Origin of the sequence: Mycolicibacter sinensis (genome assembly GCF_001667375.1) — a bacterium.
Classification (GTDB): domain Bacteria; phylum Actinomycetota; class Actinomycetes; order Mycobacteriales; family Mycobacteriaceae; genus Mycobacterium; species Mycobacterium sinense_A.
In genome coordinates this window covers 26,354-43,546 of the sequence record NZ_LZIN01000072.1, presented here as the reverse complement: position 1 = coordinate 43,546, position 17,193 = coordinate 26,354, and the positions used below count along the sequence as shown (strand labels likewise).

The 17,193-nt window shown below is 69.0% G+C and carries 18 protein-coding genes; 3 read left to right on the top strand and 15 right to left on the bottom strand.

Going from position 1 to position 17,193, the window contains the following annotated elements; translation table 11 throughout:
- Window positions 1-4 precede the first annotated feature (4 nt).
- Genes rplW through rpsJ form a run of 4 tightly spaced genes read right to left on the bottom strand, consistent with a single transcriptional unit; the run spans window position 5 to window position 1,946 of the window.
- Window positions 5-307 (bottom strand): 50S ribosomal protein L23, encoded by a 303-nt coding sequence (gene rplW, locus A5771_RS14165; RefSeq protein WP_064855850.1) that lies wholly within the window; start codon window positions 305-307, stop codon window positions 5-7.
- The gene (rplD, locus tag A5771_RS14160; RefSeq protein WP_064855849.1) at window positions 307-972 is read right to left on the bottom strand and encodes a 50S ribosomal protein L4; all 666 of its coding nucleotides are present in this window, start codon (window positions 970-972) and stop codon (window positions 307-309) included. Before rplD ends, rplW begins: the two co-directional genes overlap by 1 nt.
- Window positions 972-1,625, bottom strand: coding sequence for a 50S ribosomal protein L3 (gene rplC / locus A5771_RS14155; RefSeq protein WP_064855848.1), 654 nt, complete (start codon window positions 1,623-1,625; stop codon window positions 972-974). The genes rplD and rplC overlap by 1 nt, the downstream gene beginning before the upstream one ends.
- Before the next feature lie 15 nt (window positions 1,626-1,640).
- Window positions 1,641-1,946, bottom strand: a complete 306-nt coding sequence (gene rpsJ, locus A5771_RS14150) for a 30S ribosomal protein S10 (protein ID WP_003883485.1) — start codon at window positions 1,944-1,946, stop codon at window positions 1,641-1,643.
- 405 nt (window positions 1,947-2,351) lie between these two features.
- Here rpsJ and A5771_RS14145 point away from each other — a divergent pair, with 405 nt between their 5' ends.
- Entirely contained in the window at window positions 2,352-2,825 is a 474-nt protein-coding gene (locus tag A5771_RS14145; protein ID WP_064855847.1) for a hotdog fold domain-containing protein, read from the top strand.
- Window positions 2,826-2,924: 99 nt separating this feature from the next.
- Here the strand turns inward: A5771_RS14145 and A5771_RS14140 are convergent, their stop codons facing one another.
- Window positions 2,925-4,562: a carboxylesterase/lipase family protein gene (locus A5771_RS14140; protein ID WP_064855846.1), complete on the bottom strand. Its 1,638-nt coding sequence runs from the start codon at window positions 4,560-4,562 to the stop codon at window positions 2,925-2,927.
- 169 nt (window positions 4,563-4,731) lie between these two features.
- On the opposite strand from A5771_RS14140, the gene A5771_RS14135 reads away from it, so the two are divergent.
- A complete protein-coding gene (locus tag A5771_RS14135) occupies window positions 4,732-5,985 on the top strand; it encodes a cytochrome P450 (RefSeq protein WP_064855845.1) in 1,254 nt (417 codons plus the stop codon).
- Here A5771_RS14135 and mftG read toward each other — a convergent pair.
- From mftG to mftA, 7 genes are all read right to left on the bottom strand, one after another.
- Window positions 5,967-7,412, bottom strand: a complete 1,446-nt coding sequence (mftG, locus tag A5771_RS14130; protein WP_064855844.1) for a mycofactocin dehydrogenase MftG — start codon at window positions 7,410-7,412, stop codon at window positions 5,967-5,969. The two genes, A5771_RS14135 and mftG, sit on opposite strands and share 19 nt — an antisense overlap.
- 6 nt (window positions 7,413-7,418) lie before the next feature.
- Complete coding sequence (gene mftF / locus A5771_RS14125; RefSeq protein ID WP_064855843.1) at window positions 7,419-8,834, bottom strand: mycofactocin biosynthesis glycosyltransferase MftF; 1,416 nt, start codon at window positions 8,832-8,834, stop codon at window positions 7,419-7,421.
- Window positions 8,831-9,565, bottom strand: a complete 735-nt coding sequence (gene mftE, locus A5771_RS14120) for a mycofactocin biosynthesis peptidyl-dipeptidase MftE (RefSeq protein ID WP_064855842.1) — start codon at window positions 9,563-9,565, stop codon at window positions 8,831-8,833. The genes mftF and mftE overlap by 4 nt, the downstream gene beginning before the upstream one ends.
- Before the next feature lie 197 nt (window positions 9,566-9,762).
- Window positions 9,763-10,953, bottom strand: a complete 1,191-nt coding sequence (gene mftD, locus A5771_RS14115) for a pre-mycofactocin synthase MftD (protein ID WP_064855841.1) — start codon at window positions 10,951-10,953, stop codon at window positions 9,763-9,765.
- Window positions 10,954-10,956: 3 nt separating this feature from the next.
- The gene (mftC, locus tag A5771_RS14110) at window positions 10,957-12,144 is read right to left on the bottom strand and encodes a mycofactocin radical SAM maturase (RefSeq protein WP_064855840.1); all 1,188 of its coding nucleotides are present in this window, start codon (window positions 12,142-12,144) and stop codon (window positions 10,957-10,959) included.
- The gene (mftB, locus tag A5771_RS14105) at window positions 12,141-12,455 is read right to left on the bottom strand and encodes a mycofactocin biosynthesis chaperone MftB (protein WP_082947228.1); all 315 of its coding nucleotides are present in this window, start codon (window positions 12,453-12,455) and stop codon (window positions 12,141-12,143) included. The genes mftC and mftB overlap by 4 nt, the downstream gene beginning before the upstream one ends.
- Window positions 12,456-12,457: 2 nt before the next feature.
- Window positions 12,458-12,556, bottom strand: coding sequence for a mycofactocin precursor MftA (mftA, locus tag A5771_RS14100; protein ID WP_064855838.1), 99 nt, complete (start codon window positions 12,554-12,556; stop codon window positions 12,458-12,460).
- A 110-nt stretch (window positions 12,557-12,666) separates the two neighbouring features.
- Between mftA and mftR the strand changes: the two genes are divergently transcribed.
- The gene (gene mftR, locus A5771_RS14095) at window positions 12,667-13,266 is read left to right on the top strand and encodes a mycofactocin system transcriptional regulator (protein WP_064855837.1); all 600 of its coding nucleotides are present in this window, start codon (window positions 12,667-12,669) and stop codon (window positions 13,264-13,266) included.
- 72 nt (window positions 13,267-13,338) lie between these two features.
- Here mftR and A5771_RS14090 read toward each other — a convergent pair whose 3' ends face one another.
- The 3 genes from A5771_RS14090 to A5771_RS14080 are packed head-to-tail and all read right to left on the bottom strand — an operon-like array spanning window position 13,339 to window position 17,119.
- Complete coding sequence (locus tag A5771_RS14090; RefSeq protein WP_064855836.1) at window positions 13,339-14,394, bottom strand: TIGR03857 family LLM class F420-dependent oxidoreductase; 1,056 nt, start codon at window positions 14,392-14,394, stop codon at window positions 13,339-13,341.
- Entirely contained in the window at window positions 14,391-15,488 is a 1,098-nt protein-coding gene (locus A5771_RS14085) for an alpha/beta fold hydrolase (RefSeq protein ID WP_064855873.1), read from the bottom strand. Before A5771_RS14085 ends, A5771_RS14090 begins: the two co-directional genes overlap by 4 nt.
- Window positions 15,489-15,490: 2 nt before the next feature.
- Window positions 15,491-17,119: a flavin-containing monooxygenase gene (locus A5771_RS14080; RefSeq protein ID WP_064855835.1), complete on the bottom strand. Its 1,629-nt coding sequence runs from the start codon at window positions 17,117-17,119 to the stop codon at window positions 15,491-15,493.
- Window positions 17,120-17,193 lie beyond the last annotated feature (74 nt).

Here is a 17,193-nt window from a genome sequence, read left to right as displayed (position 1 = left end):
CCGGTCAGGCCGGTGCGGCGAACAGGTCGATCGGCTTGCTGCCGGGCGCCAGGGTCACGATGGCGCGCTTGGTGTCCTTGCGCTTGCCGTAGCCGGCCCGGGACCGCTTGCGCTTACCCGGCCGATTCGCGGTGTTCACCGATGCGACCTTGACGGCGAAGATCTTCTCGATCGCGATCTTGATCTGCGTCTTGTTCGAGTCGGGGTGCACCACGAACGTGTACACGTTGTCCTCGATCAGCCCGTAGGACTTCTCGGAGATGACCGGCGCGAGGATGATGTCGCGGGGGTCGGTGATGGTCGCCATCAGGCCGAAACCTCCTCGGTTTTGGCTGTGTGTGCTGCGTTTCCGGCGATGTAGGCGTTCAGGGCCTCGACGCTGAACACCACGTCGTCGGCACGCAGCACATCGTGGGTGTTGAGCTGGTCCGGCGAGAGGATGTGCACACCGGGGAGATTGCGCACGCTCTTGGCACCCGTCTCGTCGGCCCGGCCGATGACCACCAGCACCTGCTTGCGGTCGGTGATCGAACCCAGGAACGCCTTGGCGCTCTTGGTCGACGGGGTCTGTCCGCTCACCAACTCGGTGATCGCGTGGATCCGGCCGTTGCGCGCCCGGTCCGACAGTGCGCCGCGCAGCGCGGCGGCGATCATCTTCTTCGGGGTGCGCTGGCTGTAGTCGCGCGGCTTCGGGCCGTGCACCACGCCACCACCGGTGAACTGCGGCGCCCGGATCGAACCCTGACGGGCGCGACCGGTTCCCTTCTGCCGGTAAGGCTTACGGCCTCCGCCACGGACCTCGGCGCGCGTCTTGGTGGAGTGCGTACCCTGCCGGGCCGCGGCCAACTGAGCGATCACCACCTGGTGCATCAGCGCAATGTTGGCGGGAGCGTCGAACAGCTCGGCGGGCAGCTCGACAGAGCCGCTCTTCTTGCCGTCCGGTGTCTTGACGTCAATTGTGATGCCGGCCATTACTTCTCACCCTTTTTGATCGCGCTGCGGACCAGAACCAGCCCGCCGTTGCGCCCCGGAATGGCGCCCTTGATCAACAGCACGCCGTTCTCGGCGTCCACCTTGTGCACCACCAGGTTCTGGGTGGTGACGCGGTCGTTGCCCATCCGCCCTGACATCCGGGTGCCCTTGAACACCCGGCCCGGGGTCGAGCAACCGCCGATGGAACCCGGCCGGCGGTGCACTGCCTGGGCGCCGTGACCGGCGCCCTGGCCGCGGAAGCCGTGCCGCTTCATAGTGCCGGCGTAGCCCTTGCCCTTGGAGGTGCCGGTCACGTCTACGTAGGCGCCGTCGGCGAAGATCTCGGCGGTCAGCTCCTGGCCGACTTCATACGCCGCTGCGGCTTCCTCGCCGGCGAGACGCAACTCGACCAGGTGCCGGCGCGGGTTGACCCCGGCGGCCGCGTACTGACCGGTCAGCGGCTTGTTGACCTTGCGAGGGCTGATCTCGCCGTAAGCGAGCTGCACGGCGGAATAGCCGTCGCGCTCGGGGGTGCGGATGCGGGTCACCACGTTGGGCCCGGCCTTGACGACCGTGACCGGCACGACCTTGTTGTTCTCGTCGAACACCTGCGTCATGCCCAGTTTGGTACCCAAAATACCTTTGCGTGCCATGGTTTTTCGGTGCTCCTACTGGATGTTGACGTCGACGCTGGCCGGCAGATCGATGCGCATCAGGGCGTCAACGGTCTTCGGCGTGGGATCGAGGATGTCGATCAGCCTTTTGTGGGTGCGCATCTCGAAGTGCTCCCGCGAGTCCTTGTACTTGTGCGGGGACCGGATGACGCAATACACGTTCTTCTCGGTCGGCAGCGGCACCGGGCCCACCACGCTGGCACCGGTGCGAGTGACCGTTTCGACGATTTTGCGCGCCGAGGCGTCAATGGCCTCATGGTCGTAGGCCTTGAGCCTGATGCGGATCTTTTGTCCCGCCACGCTTCTACTACCTCACTCCTGCAAAGGGGTTCGACTTTCGAACCCGTGTACCCCGCGCGTCTTTGTCGATGTCAGGCCCGCCTGGGCCCGTATCGACATTGCGCTGGGCGCTGCCGCCGCTGTTTACCTGTCCTGGTCCACCGGTCCCCGCGGTCGGGCGTGTCGCCCGCACACGGCCTCGTTCACGGTGAAAAAACCCCGTACTGCGAGAGTGGGACCGGACGCGCCCGGGTGGACGCTGGTCGTATGCCCAGCCAGGGGCAACCCCGGCGCAGGCGAACCTGAACAGTATGCCCCAGATCGGGTCAGCGGCCAAATCCCCGGTCGTCTCGCCGCCCGCCCCCCGGGCCGGTCGCCGCGAAGCCGGTTTCCGGGTGATCTTACTTGCCGGTAAGGTAGCTCGGCGTGACCGGATCTACCAGTACATATCAGGCATGGCGACGTCTCGCCGGCATCCCCGGCGGCACCCGGCTGTTCTCCGCCGCGGCCATGGCGCGGGTCCCCTACTTCGCGTCGGTACTGCCGCACGTGGTCCGGATGGAGCCCGGACTGGCCGAGGTGCTGGTGCCCAAGTGGCCGTTCGTCTACAACCACCTGAACACGGTGCACGCGATCGCCTCCTGCAACGCCGCCGAGGTCGCGATGGGGATGTTGATGGAGGCCACCGTACCGCGCAGCCACCGCTGGATCCCCAAGGCGATGAACGTGGCCTACCTGGCCAGGGCGACGACGTCGCTGCGGGCCACCGCCCGCCTGGATCCGCCGGACTTCGCCGGGATCACCGAAGGCGCCGAGGTGGTCGTGCCGGTCAGCATCACCGATAAGACCGGCGCCGAGGTCGTGCACGCCGACATCACCACTTGGGTGACCCCGGCCTAGTCTCCTCCCCGCGCGAACGTCTCTTCCCCCGCTCGAACGTGAAGCCAATGTCACGTTCAGCGCCGAACGTGAAGCCACCTTCACGCTCGGCGAGGGAACCTAACGAATAGTCGCCCAGAACTCACACTGGTGCTCGGCGCCGTAGTCGGTGATCAACCGGCTGCCATCGGGCCGCAGCGACATCCACCGCCGGTCGGACCCGCTCGCGATCTCTGGCCAGTCGGGCTGGCCGACACCGATCGGTGCGCCGCTGACCACGAAACCGGTCCAGTACTCGACCATCTGGTCCGACAGCCGGCGCTGCGCGGGGTTCAAGGGCGGCGCGCCGCCGATGTCGAACAGGTAGCGCAACTCCAGCGAGTGGGTGGCGCCGATCGCAAACGGCAGGTTGTCGAACAACTCGGGCGCCGGGGCGTGCGGGTCGTCGAACTCGTAGCCGTACACCGGCGCGCCGCCCGCCAGCCCGTGGGCCATCCGGTCGGCCAGGCAGGCGAAGATGTCGTCGGTCGCCGCCGCCGCATACGCCAGCGAGATGCTGCCGCCGAAGCGTGCCGGCGGATAGTGGTCTGCCACCGCGGCGCCTTCGCCGGGGCCGAAGGTGTCCTTCAGCTCGTCGAGGTACTCCGCGGCGGCGATCTCCCGGCCCACCCGCAGATAGCGCAGCGCGACGAACATGGTGAACTCGTCGCGGTTGACGCCCAACAGCACCGGTACCTGGGTCGCCTGGCCGTCTTGGCCGTCGCGGAACACCCGCACCGGGTCCTCCGGCAGCAGCGGGGTTCCCACCGCCGGGCCGCTGAGCTGATCGGTGCCGAACCGGGCGTACCACAGCGGTCTGGTCAGCCGGTCGGCCGGCAGACCGCGCAGACAGGAAGCGACCTGTTCGTCCGGCTTGCCCCGGTCGGCGCAGCCCAGGGCTGCGGTGTAGTCGCGGCTGACCCGCCGGGCTTCGGGGACCTCGACCTGCGCCTGACACGGCCCGCTCTGGATGATCGCGGCCCGGAACAGACCGGCCGACTCCGGTGCGACCAGGTGATCGCAGACCGACATGCCCCCGGCCGATTCTCCGGCGATGGTCACCTTGGCCGGGTCGCCGCCGAACGCGCCGATGTTGTCGCGCACCCAGCGCAGCGCCGCCTGCTGATCGGCCAGCCCGTAGTTACCGGCCTCCCCCAGTGCGGGGTCGGCCAGGAATCCCAAGGCGCCCAGTCGGTAGTTGATGGTGACGACAACGATGCGGCCGCGGACCGACAGCCGCTGTGCGTGGTAGATGTCGCCGGCGCCCCGCGTGAAACTGCCGCCGTGGATCCAGACCATGACCGGCAACGGCTCGGCGGCCGAACCGGTCGGCGTCCACACGTTGAGCGACAGGCAGTCCTCGCTGATCGGGTCCACCTCGGCGGCGTCCGGCTGGATGCACCACGGGCCGCGTTTGACGGCGTCACGCACGCCCTGCCACGCCGGCATCGGCGCCGGTGGCTGCCAGCGCAGCGGCCCGACCGGCGCCGCGGCATACGGGACGCCTTGGAACAGGCGGTGATCCGGCGCGACCGTCCCCCGCAGCAGCCCGGCGGCGGTACGCACCACGTCGGCGTTGAGCGCAACCGCACGCGGCCCGAGGCCCGGTTGCGTCGCGGCGCCGTCGGAGCGCGCGCACCCGCCGGTCAGCACCACGAGCAGTGCCAGGGCGACCGCGCCGGCCCGCAGGCCGCGACGGCGACGAGATCCGGTCGACATGACCGATGAGCCTAATCCGGCGGTTGGCAAGGCTCGACGGAGGAGAGGCGAAGCCGGACGCCGAATCAAACCCGGCCCGATCGGCGCAAAGCGCCGCCACGACGGGCCAATATCGCCGACACTGGATAAAAGCTGACACGTGTCAAGAAAAACGGGCGAAGGAGCCGCCGTGAGCGCACCGATCATCGACCAGGCCGCCAGGGTGTTCGCCGACCCGAGTGCCTACGCCGACGAACCGCGACTGCACGCGGCCCTGACCCACCTGCGGGCCAACGCGCCGGTGTCCTTGGTGGACGTTCGGCCCTACCGGCCGTTCTGGGCGGTCACCCGGCACGCCGACATCCTGGACATCGAGCGCGACAACCTGCTGTGGGTCAACGAGCCGCGTCCGGTGCTGGCCCCCGCCGACGCCGACGATCTGCAGCGCTCGCTGCTGGACTCCGGGATGGGGCTGCGCACCCTGATCCACATGGACGACCCGCACCACCACAAGATGCGCGCCATCGTCTCGGACTGGTTCCGGCCCAAGGCGATGCGCGCGATGAAGGCCCGCATCGACGAGCTCGCCAAACGCTACGTCGACAAGATGCTGCGGATCGGCCCGGAGTGCGACTTCGTACAGGACATCGCGCTGAATTACCCGCTATACGTCATCATGTCACTGTTGGGCCTGCCGGAATCGGACTTTCCGCGGATGCTGCGACTGACCCAGGAACTGTTCGGCGGCGACGACGACGAGTACCGGCGCGGCATCACCCCGGAAGAACAACTGCCGGTGCTGCTGGACTTCTTCGCCTACTTCAACGCCCTCACCGCAGACCGACGCGCCCACCCCACCGAAGACCTCGCCTCGACCATCGCCAACGCCCGCATCGACGGCGAGCCGCTATCGGACCTCGACACCGTCTCCTACTACGTCATCATCGCCACCGCCGGCCACGACACCACCAGCGCGGCGATCGGCGGCGGCCTGCAAGCGCTCATCGAGCACCCCGAACAGCGGGAGCGACTGCGCGCCGACCCTTCGTTGATGCCCACCGCGGTCGAGGAGATCATCCGGTGGGTGACTCCGGTCAAGGAGTTCATGCGCACCGCGACCGCCGACACCCAGGTGCGCGGGGTGCCGATCGCCAAGGGCGAATCGGTCTATCTGTCCTACGTCTCGGCCAACCGCGACGAGGAGGTCTTCGACGACCCGTTCCGCTTCGACGTCGGCCGCGACCCGAATAAGCACCTGTCGTTCGGCTACGGCGTGCATTTCTGCGTGGCCTCCGCGCTGGCCCGAATGGAGATCGACAGCTTCTTCCGTGAACTCATCCCACGGCTGGATGCCATCGAGATGACCGGTGAGCCGCAACTGATTTCGACGACGTTCGTCGGCGGCGTCAAGCACCTACCGGTCCGTTACCGGCTGCGCTCCTGACCACGTACGAACTCCACCGCCCGGTGCGCCAGCATCGCGATCGTCGCGTGTGGGCCGCGGCTCGGGATCCGGGGCAGCGCCGAGCCGTCGATCACCCATAGCCCCTCGACGCCGCGCACCCGGCACTGGTTATCGAGCACCGCCGTGTCGTCGTCGGCTGAGCCCATCGGCGCGCTGCCGCAGAAGTGTTGGGACGTCGACCAGCGCGGTGCAGCGGCGCCGGGCCGCATGCCCCGCAGCTGGGCGACCAGGTCGACGCCGCGTCGCAGTGCGGTCAGGTCGTCGGGTTCGGTGTCGTAGCGGTGCTCGATACGCGGCGGCACCCGCGGGTCGTCCGACACCAGCGTCAGCCGGCCACGTGCCCGCGGGTTCATCAGCGCCACCCCGATCTCCGGTGGTCGCGCCGGCCAGCCATCGTCGATCATCGCGGCGAATCCCACGGTGTAGGGCCGGATTTCGAGATCGCCGTCGCACAGCACGGCCTCCAGCGCGGGGCGGTCGCGCGTCCCCGGCCAGTCGGCCGCCACCAGCCATTCCGGATGGTCTGCGCAGTGCCGGCCGACCGGGAGCGCTGCCCGTACCGCGAGGCCCGCCTGGCGCAGCATCGCCTCGTGACCGACCCCGGACAGCATCAACAGATGCGCCGACTCGATCGCCCCGGCACACAACACGATTCGGTCTGCCGTCAGTCGCATCGGCCCGGCCGGTCCGACCGCGTGCACCGCCCGGGCTCGGTCCCGCTCGATCTCCACCCGGACGGCATGGGTTTCGGTCAGCACCGCCAGATTCGGCCGGTCGAGTGCGGGCAGCAGATACGCCGCGCCCGGCCCGGTGCGCACCCCGTCGACGATGTTGAGCGGAACGGCACCCACGCCGGGCGACGACGTCATCGTCGCGTCGTTCAGGTCGGGGATCCAGCCGAAGCCGCGCCCCTGTACGGTGTCAACGAATAGCCTTGTGCCGTCGCACATCTCGGTCGTACGCTGGACCGGTATCGGTCCGGTATCACCGTGCTGGTCACCGCTGAAGTCGAGGTCCGTTTCGATCGCCCGGAACGACGTCAGCACCTCGGGCCACGACCAGCCGGGCGGCCAGGTGGCGAAGTCGGCGGGCAGCCCCCGGCAGAAATAACCGCCGTTGACGGCTCCGGAGCCACCGAGGGTCGCGCCGCGCATGATCGTCGCCGGCCGGGGGTCCCGAGCGGTCAGCGCCGCCTCATAGCGGCGCACCAGTCGGCTGCCGGGACCGATCGGCAAGCGCCTGCCGTTCGCCGCCTGCATCGCCAGGTCCGGATCGACCAGCCCAACGCCGGCCTCCAGCACCGTCACGGTGCAGGACGGATCCGACGACAGCCGTTCCGCCACAATCGCTCCCGCGCTGCCCGCCCCCACCACCAGGGCATCGCTGTGCACCACCGGAGCCGTCAAAGCGGCCTAACTGCGGATCTGCGGCTTGAGTGCGGCAAGGTTGCGCTCGCGCAGCACGCCACCCCACAGACCCGCCCCGTAGGCCAGGTCGTCGACCCGTTTGAGCAGCAGGTAGGCGAGCAGTCCGAGCGGCCGGGGGTCATCGCCGTCGCTGCGCGCATGCCGCAGCCAGTCCACTATTCCGTCGCTGATCGCCGCCAGCAGCACCACCCGGCGGCAGCGCTGCGACACGCACGCGGCAAGCAGCGCGATCGGCCAGTAGTGCCGGCACAGCGCCGAGGCGATCTGCAGCCCGGCAGCCGCCAGACCACGCAGGGTCACCGCGATCACGTCGGCGGGTGCGGTGTCCGGCCCACGCATGGACCGGGCGACCCGGTGGCCGGTCAGCGCCGTGATCGCCAAAGACGCCAGGTGGCCCAGCACCGAGCCGAGGGCCATCAGCGCCCAGCCCGCCAGCGCCCAGCCGGAGATCACCATCGGCGCGGTCTTGTCCGGGTGCCGGGCTGACAGCGGTGCGGCCGATCCGCCGTAAAATACTTTGCGCGCCACCCAATCCCGCAGTGCGATCCGGTGATCGTGGGCGACCAGCGCGATCGGCTCGTACCGCAGCCGGTTACCGGCGTCGACCAGCCGCCAGCACAGGTCGACATCCTCACCGGAGCGCAGCGCCTCGTCGAACCCGCCCAGGTCACGCAGTACCGAACAACGGCAGATGATCGCCGCGCTCGGGACGTAGGCGACCTTGCCGTAGGGGACCACGGGTGCCTCGCACCCACCGAGGTCCAGCGATGAACGAATGGCCTCGTACCGCGCGACCAGGTGGTCCTGAGCGACCATACCGACGATGCGGGGGGCGACCAGCGCAACGGTGGGATCGCAGAAATGGCCCAGCAGCGCTTCGAGCCAGCCCCGGCGCGGCACCACGTCGGAGTCCAGGAATGCTACGAAGTCCGTGGTGCACGCGGCCAGCCCGGTGTTGCGCGCGGCCGCCGGCCCCCTGCTCTCCGGATGGCGCAGTATCTCGACATCGCAGCAGTGCGCCGCGGTCAGATCCTCCGGGCGGACCGGGACCTGCGACCCGTCGTCCACCACTACGACCCGCAGGCCCCGCAGTGAGGCGATCAACCGATTGACCCCGAAAACATTGTCCCGCACTGGAATAACGACGGTTACATCGCGATGCGACGGTCCACCGGCGGGACGGGGGTGAGCGACCGTGGCATCGAGCAGGGTGCGGGCCAGCTGTGCACTGACGGCGTCGCGTACTTCCAGGCGCCCGTCGGACAGCATGCCCTGGGCCGCCGGCGCCAGCCGCAGCAACCGGGTGGGTGACCCGCCCAGCAGCGTCGACCCGCTGCCCAGCACCCGAACCTTGCGGTCGACCTGTACGGCGAAACCGTCAGGCAGTCGAGACGGGGTCATCGCAGCATCCCGTCCGGACCGGGAGCCCAGGCCTCGACCGCCGCGACGCTGTTGTCGACCATCTCCGCGAAGAGCCGACGTCCCTCGTCGGCGGTGGCGGTAGTCGGATCGCCGAGCACGCCGACCGCGCTCACTGCGGCGACGCCACCGCGGCGCATCGCCGGCAGCAGCTGCGTTAGGGGCGCGCTGTTACCCGGCTGCGCCCGGTCAAATCGGACTTCATCGGGCGAAAGATGAAGCAGGAGAGAGGTTTCGGCGTGCCCAGCATGAGCATCGGCCGCCGCGGCGGCGCACGGCATCCAGGCGACATCACGCGCCTCAGAGCGCAGCCGGCGCACCGCCTCGGCCAGCGCTTGCATGTTGCCGCCGTGGCCGTTGACGAACACCACCCGCTGCGCCCAGCAGCAGGCCGATCGGCCGTACTCCAGCAGCACCCGGCTCAACGCGTCGGTCCCGATCGAGATCGTCCCGGCGAAGCTCTGGTGCTCCCCGCTGGCGCCGTAGGCCACCGCTGGCGCCACCGGCCAACCGTGCCCCGTCGGGGACCCGGCCAGCCGCTCCGAGAGCGCCCGGGCGAGCGCCTGGGCGATCCGGGTGTCGGTGTCCAACGGCAAGTGCGGCCCGTGCTGTTCCGTCGACCCGACCGGTACCAGCAACGTCACGGATTGCCCCGGCAGCTGGCTATGGACCTGGCTCGAAGTAGAGCTACCGAGGTCGCCGCGAACCGCCATCGGACGATGGTAAGCGAATTCATCTGCCGTACACCAGTTGTTGGCGACGACAGCACGAAAATTTCCGGCCGCCGGATCCCCGGGTGCATGCTGGGTCATCACGCGTGTCCCGTCCGCCACGGGCGTACCATCGGCGGACCCTGAGTTCACGGGTGGAGGCGGCCTTGCCGGGCTAGCGGCGGGCCGCCGCATTGGCCCTAGCGTCCGTCGGAGGGCACGCCGAGCGCGCGGGTGAAGCCGGTCGGAATCAGCACGTCCTCAGCCGACAGGTCGTGCACCGAGGCCCGCCCGAGGCCCATCAGTGCCGAGTCGACGCCGCTGCGGAGGATGTCGAGGACATTCTCCACCCCGGGCTGCCCGGCCGCGGCCAGACCCCACAGATAGGCGCGGCCGATCATCACCGCCCGGGCGCCCAGCGCCAGCGCCTTCACCACGTCGCTGCCCCGCCGGATGCCGCCGTCCAGCAGCACCTCGACCTGGTCGCCGACCGCCCCGGCGATGGCCGGCAGGGCCCGGATCGCGGCCGGCGTACCGTCCAGGTTGTTGCCGCCGTGGTTCGACACCGAGATCGCCGAAACCCCGGCGTCGACAGCCTTTTTCGCGTCGTCGACGCGCATCACCCCCTTGAGCATGAACGGCCCGCCCCAGAGTTCCCGCAGCCAGGCGATGTCCTCCCAGGTCGGCGGCGGGGTTCCCATCCACTCGCCGTAGGCCTGGAAGAACGGCGGTCCCGGTTCACCGGGTCGGCCCTGGTTGGGCACCCGCAGGCTCGGCGGGCGCATGGTCTTGGCCCACTGCAGGAACCACCGCGGTCGGGTCAGCGCCTCGGGCATCATCTTGACCATGGTCTTGATGTCCATTTTCTCGGGGATCTTGGGGCTGCCCCAGTCCCGGCCGTGCGAGAAGGACCAGTCGGTGGTGGCGATGAGGCCGACCGCACCGGCGGCTCGAGCGCGCTCGACGCGTTCGGCTATCGCGTCGCGGCCCCCCAGCCAGTAAATCTGGAAGAACGTCTTGGGGTTGGCCGCGATGACTTCTTCCATCGGTTTGCTGGCGAACGACGACAGTCCCATCGCGGTGCCGCGCGCGGCGGCCGCCCGCGCGACAGCTACCTCGCCGTCCGGGTGGACGGCTTGCACGCCCGTGGGCGAGATCATCACCGGAAATGAAATCTCCTGGCCCATAACGGTGGTCGCCAGATCACGCTTCTCGCACGCACCGACCACGTGCGGCGCGAAACCCAGCTCGCTGAACGACTCGACGTTGTCCGAGACGGTGACGCCTTTCTCGCTGGCCGAGATCAGCGACGAGTACGCGGACTTCGGCAGGCGTTTGCGCGCCCGCTCCTGAGCGATCGCGACCGTTTCGAACCAGATATCACGGGCCATGGGTCAGATGGGGCTTTCATCGCAGAGCCGCTTGGGCGGCTTCGGGGGGGTGATCAGGGTCAACGACCGCGGCGCGCTGCTGCGCTTTCCGCGGGAGTGGTCGCTGCTCGGGCGCGGCTTCTGCCGCTCGCCGGCCAGCGCCTCCTCGCCGAACCCACGGACGCATTCCGGGTCGGGTCCGTCCATCGGCAGGCCGGTGAAGAACTTGGCAGCCATGCAGCCGCCCCGGCAGGTGTCATACAGGGGGCAGCTGGCACAGGCGCCCCCCGCCGTGGGGCTGCGCAGGTCGTTGAACAGCTGGGAATGCTTCCAGACCTGATCGAATCCGCCGTCGGCCAACACGTTTCCGGCCAGGAACTCGTCGTGGATGGCGAACGGGCAGGCGTAGACGTCGCCGATCGGGTCGATCAGGCAGACCACCCGGCCGGCCCCGCACATATTCAGCCCGGCCAGCGCGCCGGCCTGGCCCAGCGGCGCCAGGTGGAAGAACGAGTCTCCGGTCAGCACGCCCTCGCCCTTGGCGACCAGCCAGTTGTACAGCTGCTTCTGTTGGTCGGCGGTGGGGTGCAGGTCGTCCCAGACGTCGACCCCCCGGCCGGACGGACGTAGCCGGGTGATCCGCAGCGTGGCGCCGTATCGCGCTGCCAGTTCGGCGAAGTCGTCGAGCTGGTCGATGTTGTGGCGGGTCGCCACCACCGAGATCTTGGCGTCGGCGAAACCGGCCGCGGACAGGTTCTCCAGCGCGCGGATCGCCATGTCGAACGAGCCTTTGCCGCGGATCGGGTCGTTGACCTCGGCGGTAGCTCCGTCGAGGGAGATCTGCACGTCGACGTAGTCGCTGGCCGCCAGCTTGGCCGCCACCTCCGGGGTGATCCGCAGCCCGTTGGTGGAGAACTTCACCCCGACGTGGTGGGCGGTGGCGTAATCCACCAGCTCCCAGAAGTCGTCTCGCACAGTGGGTTCGCCGCCACCGATGTTGACGTAGAACACTTGCATGCGTTCCAGCTCGTCGATGATGTCCTTGCATTGCCTCGTGGACAGCTCCCGCGGGTCGCGCCGGCCCGACGCGGATAGGCAGTGCACACAGGCCAGGTTGCAGGCGTAGGTGAGCTCCCAGGTCAGGCAGATCGGGGCGTCCAGGCCGTGCTCGAAATGCTCGACCAGGCTCGGGGCTGCGGCGGGTGCGGTCACGGTGTCTCCTTGGGGTCCGCGGCTATCAGGATGTCGGACGCCGCCAGGACGCCCAGGGCACGCAGGTAGGCCGGCTCGGCGGCGGCGTCGATCCCTGCGGCACGGCAGGCCGACCTGGCGTCGGGGTGCTCGGCCAGCGAGTTGACCAGCGTGACCATGGTGAGGTTCTTCAGGAACGACAGCTTGCGCGTCCCGAAGTGATACAGCAGCGCGCCGAAGTTCTCCGGCCGCACCGCGACCTGCGGATGCAGACGCCAGCCCACGTCCGGGTTGAAGCTTTCGGTGACGCGCGCCGCCCCGGCGACGGACACGGTCAGTAGACCCCGCACATCCCGTCGATGGATACTTCTTCGACCAGGTTCTCGACGACGAGCTCGGTCTGGGTGCTGGCTTCGGTCTGCTGGTTGTCCATCGGTCCGGGCCTTTCTTCGCGGTTGGGTCGACAGCGCACTGTCAGATCGGTCACAATCCCGGCAAGGATATGGCATCGAGTGCCAGAACGGAAGATGGGTCGGTAGAAAAGTGGCCGGGACCGGATCGCAGGTGCAGGCGAAGGTAGGCCGTCGCCGCTCGACCACGCGGGAGGGCATCGCCGACGTGGCCATCGATCTGTTCGCCACCCGCGGGTTCGCCGACGTCAGCGTCGATGACGTCGCACACGCCGCCGGCATCGCGCGCCGCACGCTGTTTCGGTACTACGCCTCCAAAAACGCCATCCCCTGGGGCGACTTCGACGCACACCTGCGGCAGCTGCGCGAGCTGCTGGACGGCATCGATCCCGACGCACCGCTCGGTGACGCGCTGCGCGGGGCGCTGTTGGCGTTCAACACCTTCGACGAGGGCGAGACGGCCCGGCATCGCCGGCGCATGCGGGTAATCCTGCAAACCGACGAACTGCAGGCCTACTCGATGACGATGTACGCGGGCTGGCGCGGCGTCATCGCCGAGTTCGTGGCGCGCCGGGTCGGGGCGGCCCCGACCGACCTGCGACCGCAGACGGTGGCGTGGTCGATGCTCGGTGTTGCGCTGAGCGCCTACGAACACTGGCTTGGCGACGCGTCGCTGGCGCTGCCGCAGGCCCTCGGTGACGCGTTCGACACCATCCGCGGCGGCCTGGACTGACTGCCCGTCGGCCGTCCCACCCCGCCGATTGTGAAGTTGGCTTCACGCTCGCCCTCCAGAGTGAAGCCAACTTCACGCTCGGCGGTCGGTGAGGTCGCGGTAGGCGCTGACCACCGGCTCCAATTCGTCGGGAGTGGCGCCGTGCATGAGCACCGCGTCGGCGCCGTAGCCGAACTCGGCCCGGATGCGCTCCGCACAGTGGCGAGCCGGCCCGGTCGCCGACGGTTCCAGCCATTCGTCGGGGATCAACGTCGCGATGTGCTCGATCTGCTCGGCGGTGGCCTTGTGATCGATGCCGCCGGGGATCGAGGTCACCACCGGGTCCTCCCGGAAGCGTTGCAGCACAGTGGGATCCCAGTTGTTGGTGCGCACCATCAGATCGCCGTAGCCCTGCAGATAAGTAGCCAGCCGGCCGACGGTCTTCCTCATCCGCAGCTCCTCGGGCAGGTGATCGCCGACGGTGGCGAAACACGACCACACCCGCACCGTGTCCGGGTCACGGCCGGCCCGCTCGGCGGCCTGCTTGACCGTCGCCACGCTGCGCTGCAAGGTCTCCGGAGTGAAATAGGTGTGCAGAATGACGTCGTCGAACAGCCTGCCGCCCAGCGCCAGCGTGTCGGGGCCGAACGCCACCAACGCCAGCCGGATGTCTTCGTCGAAGTCGGGATCCAAGAACAGCACCTGGTAGCGCCCGATCGGCCCGTCGTGGTTGAGAATCACCTCGCCACGCCACAGCCGGCGCATCACCTGTGCGAAGTCCTCCAGCTGCCCGGTGGTGACCGCCGGGATGCCGAACGCGGAGTACATGGCGGCCACGCCGCGACCGAGCCCGAGAGTGAACCGGCCGCCGGACAACCGGTGCAGGGTGGTCGCCCATGACCCGGTGATCAGCGGGTGGCGAGTGTTGTGATTGGTGGCGGCGGTCGCGATCTGCATCCGGCGGGTGACCGCGCAGGCCGCACCGGCCAGCGATGAGGCTTCCTTGACGTTCCACCGCTCGGAGAGGAACGCGGTGCCGAACCCGAGCTCCTCGCCGCGGCGGGCCTCGTCCATCAGCGTGGCCGGCCCCTCGCCGCCGGCGCCGGCCAGCAGGTAGTAGCCCAGCTCGTCGAGTACGCGTTGCGTCACCTGACCGCCTCCTGAAGAAATCGCTCCGTCTGCAGCTGCACCCGCCGCGAGAAAAGGTGTCCGGCGTGGCCGCCGTCGTGCCAGAACAGCTGCCCGCCCCACCGATGATGCAGGGCCACTGCGGGTTCCGGGTAGGCCATCCGGTCGTGTCGCGCCGCCACGATCAACCGGCGCCCCGCGGGCGGCGTCGGGTCGGTCTGCAGCAGGTCGACCACCGACATCAATGCCGCGGCGATCTCGGAGTGCAACGCGTCGGACACCGACACCCCCGCCGGGCCCCACCGCCACAGATGGTGGGCGATCATCGAGTTGAGTCCCGCGATCGGGGTGTACACCGCGACGGCGTCGACGTCGGTCTCCAGGTGCGACACCAGCGCGGCGACCGGACTACCCAACGAGACACCGGCCACCGTCACCGCGGTGGCCTGCGGCGCCACCCAGCGCACCACCGCACGGACTTCGGAGATCGCGCGCATCATGCCGGCGACATTGGCCAGCGGGTCGTGTCCGGGGTAGGGCGGCCAGGCGCGGCGGCGCACTCCGTGGCCGGGCTGCACCGGCAGCGCGATGTTGAAACCCAGGCGGTGCAGTCGCGCCACCCGCGCCACCAGCAGATCCGGCCAGCTGCCCTGACCGGCCCCGTGCACCCAGACCAGCCAGGGCCGCCGAGCACCGTGCCGCCGGCACACCTGTACGGCGGCGGTCGCCGGGCCGGCGAACTCGGCCAACGACGGCGGCAATTGGGGATCGTGCCGGAAGCTCAACTGCTCGACGGTGAGCCCCGCCAGCCGGCGCCGGCGAACTGCGGTCACCTGCAACGGGTTCGGCGCGGTATGCGCGGCCTCGATACTCAACCCGGACAGCTCCTCGGCGGCCGACGCACACTCCGGCATCGGCCGGGCCAGCACCGGGGCGGGAGCAAACAGCGTCATACCGGTCAGCGTCAACTCGTCGAGCAGCACCTCGCCCAGCTGGCGCATCCCGCGGGGCGAGGCCGGCGCCCAGTCCGGTGAAACGCTCAGCGCCTGAACCGACCGAGGCAGCACCCCGCCGAGTCCCCTGATGATCTGCGGTACGCGTTGCGCCGATCCCATCGTCATCCCAGGGTGAAACCGGTGTAGCCACCGGCAGCGATCTCGTCGCAGCGGCGGCGATACTCCGGAATCCCGCCGGTATAGCCCATATACATTCGCTTCTTGCCGGGGACGTTTCCGCCGTTGTACCAGGAATTGCACGACGGGTGAACCAGCACCGTCGGCGCGACCAGGGATGTGGTGTGTTCGATCCACTCGGCTTGCGCCGCCGGCAGCGCCTCGATCGTGCGGTGGCCATTGGCCCGCAGGTAGGCGATGCAGTCGGCGATCCACTCCACGTGCTGCTCCAGCGCGGCAACGAAATTGGTTGCCGCACTAGGGCTGCCGGGGCCTTGTACGGTGAACAGATTCGGGAATCCGGCGACTTGCAGCCCCAGGTAGGACACCGGCCCCTCGTTCGCCCAGACGTCGCGAAGCAACGTCGCGTCGCGACCCCGGACGTCAATGCGGCTCAGCGCGCCGGTCATGGCATCGAAGCCGGTGGCGTAGATGATCACGTCGAGGTCGTAGTGGGCGTGCGCGGTCCGCACGCCGCTCGACGTCACCGTGCTGATCGGCTCGGCGCGCAGGTCGACCAGTGTCACGTTGTCGCGGTTGAACGTCTCGTAGTAGCCCTGATCGATGATCGGTCGCTTGCAGGCGAACGGGTGGGTCGGCACCAGGGCGGCGGCCGTCCGCGGGTCGCGCACGATTCGGGCCACGGCTTCGCCGTACAGCTGGGCGGCCATCCGGTTGGCCTCGACATCGAAGAAGACGTCGCCCCAATTCAGCGCGCCCATTACCCCGTGCTCGGTGATCGCACGCAGCTGCTCGTCCCGCGACGCGGACTTGACCGGTGGCCGGCCCAGCATGTCGAGCAGCACCGAGAAGGCGGACAGCCGCGCGGCGCCGACCGGGTGCTCGCGCTGCGCGGCGCGGATCCGGCCGTAGTCGGCCTTCAGTGCCTCCAGTTCGCCAGGGGCGAAGCGGCGCACCCGCCACGGCAGCGTGTAGGCCGCCGATCGCTGAAACACGTGGAGCTGCCCGGCTTCTCGAGCGACGACCGGGATCAGCTGGACGCCGGTGGACCCGGTGCCGACGACGCCCACCCGCTTGCCGGACAAGTCCACACCCGATTCGGGCCACCGGCTGGTGTACAGCGAGGTCCCCTGGAAGCCGCTCATGCCGGCGATATCGGGTTCCAGTGGCACCGACAGGATTCCCGATGCGGCCACCACGAACGGCGCCAGGAAACGCTCTCCGGTGTCGGTCGCTACCGACCACATCGCGGCATCGTCGTCGTAGGTCATCGCGACGACCTCGGTGCGCAGCACGATATCGCGGCGCAGGTCAAGCCGGTCGGCGACGAAGTTCAGGTATGCCTCGATCTCCGGCTGGGCCGGCATGGTTTCGGTCCAGACCCAGTCCTGCTGGATCTCCTCGGAGAAGCTGTAGGAGTACTCGATGCTCTCGATGTCGCAGCGTGCCCCCGGATACCGGTTGAGCAGCCACGTGCCTCCGACCCCCTCGGCCATCTCCAGCACTCGGGTGCGCAGTCCGAGTTCGCGCAGCTTGTGCAGGGCGTACAAACCGGAGAAACCGGCCCCGATGACCAGCGCGTCGAAACATTCCGCCTCGCCGGCGTGCGACATGTCGGCGGCCTCCCGTCAGCTCTTTCTCTACTGAATGCCCTACGGTACGGTATTCAGTTAGCTCCCGTGAGAGG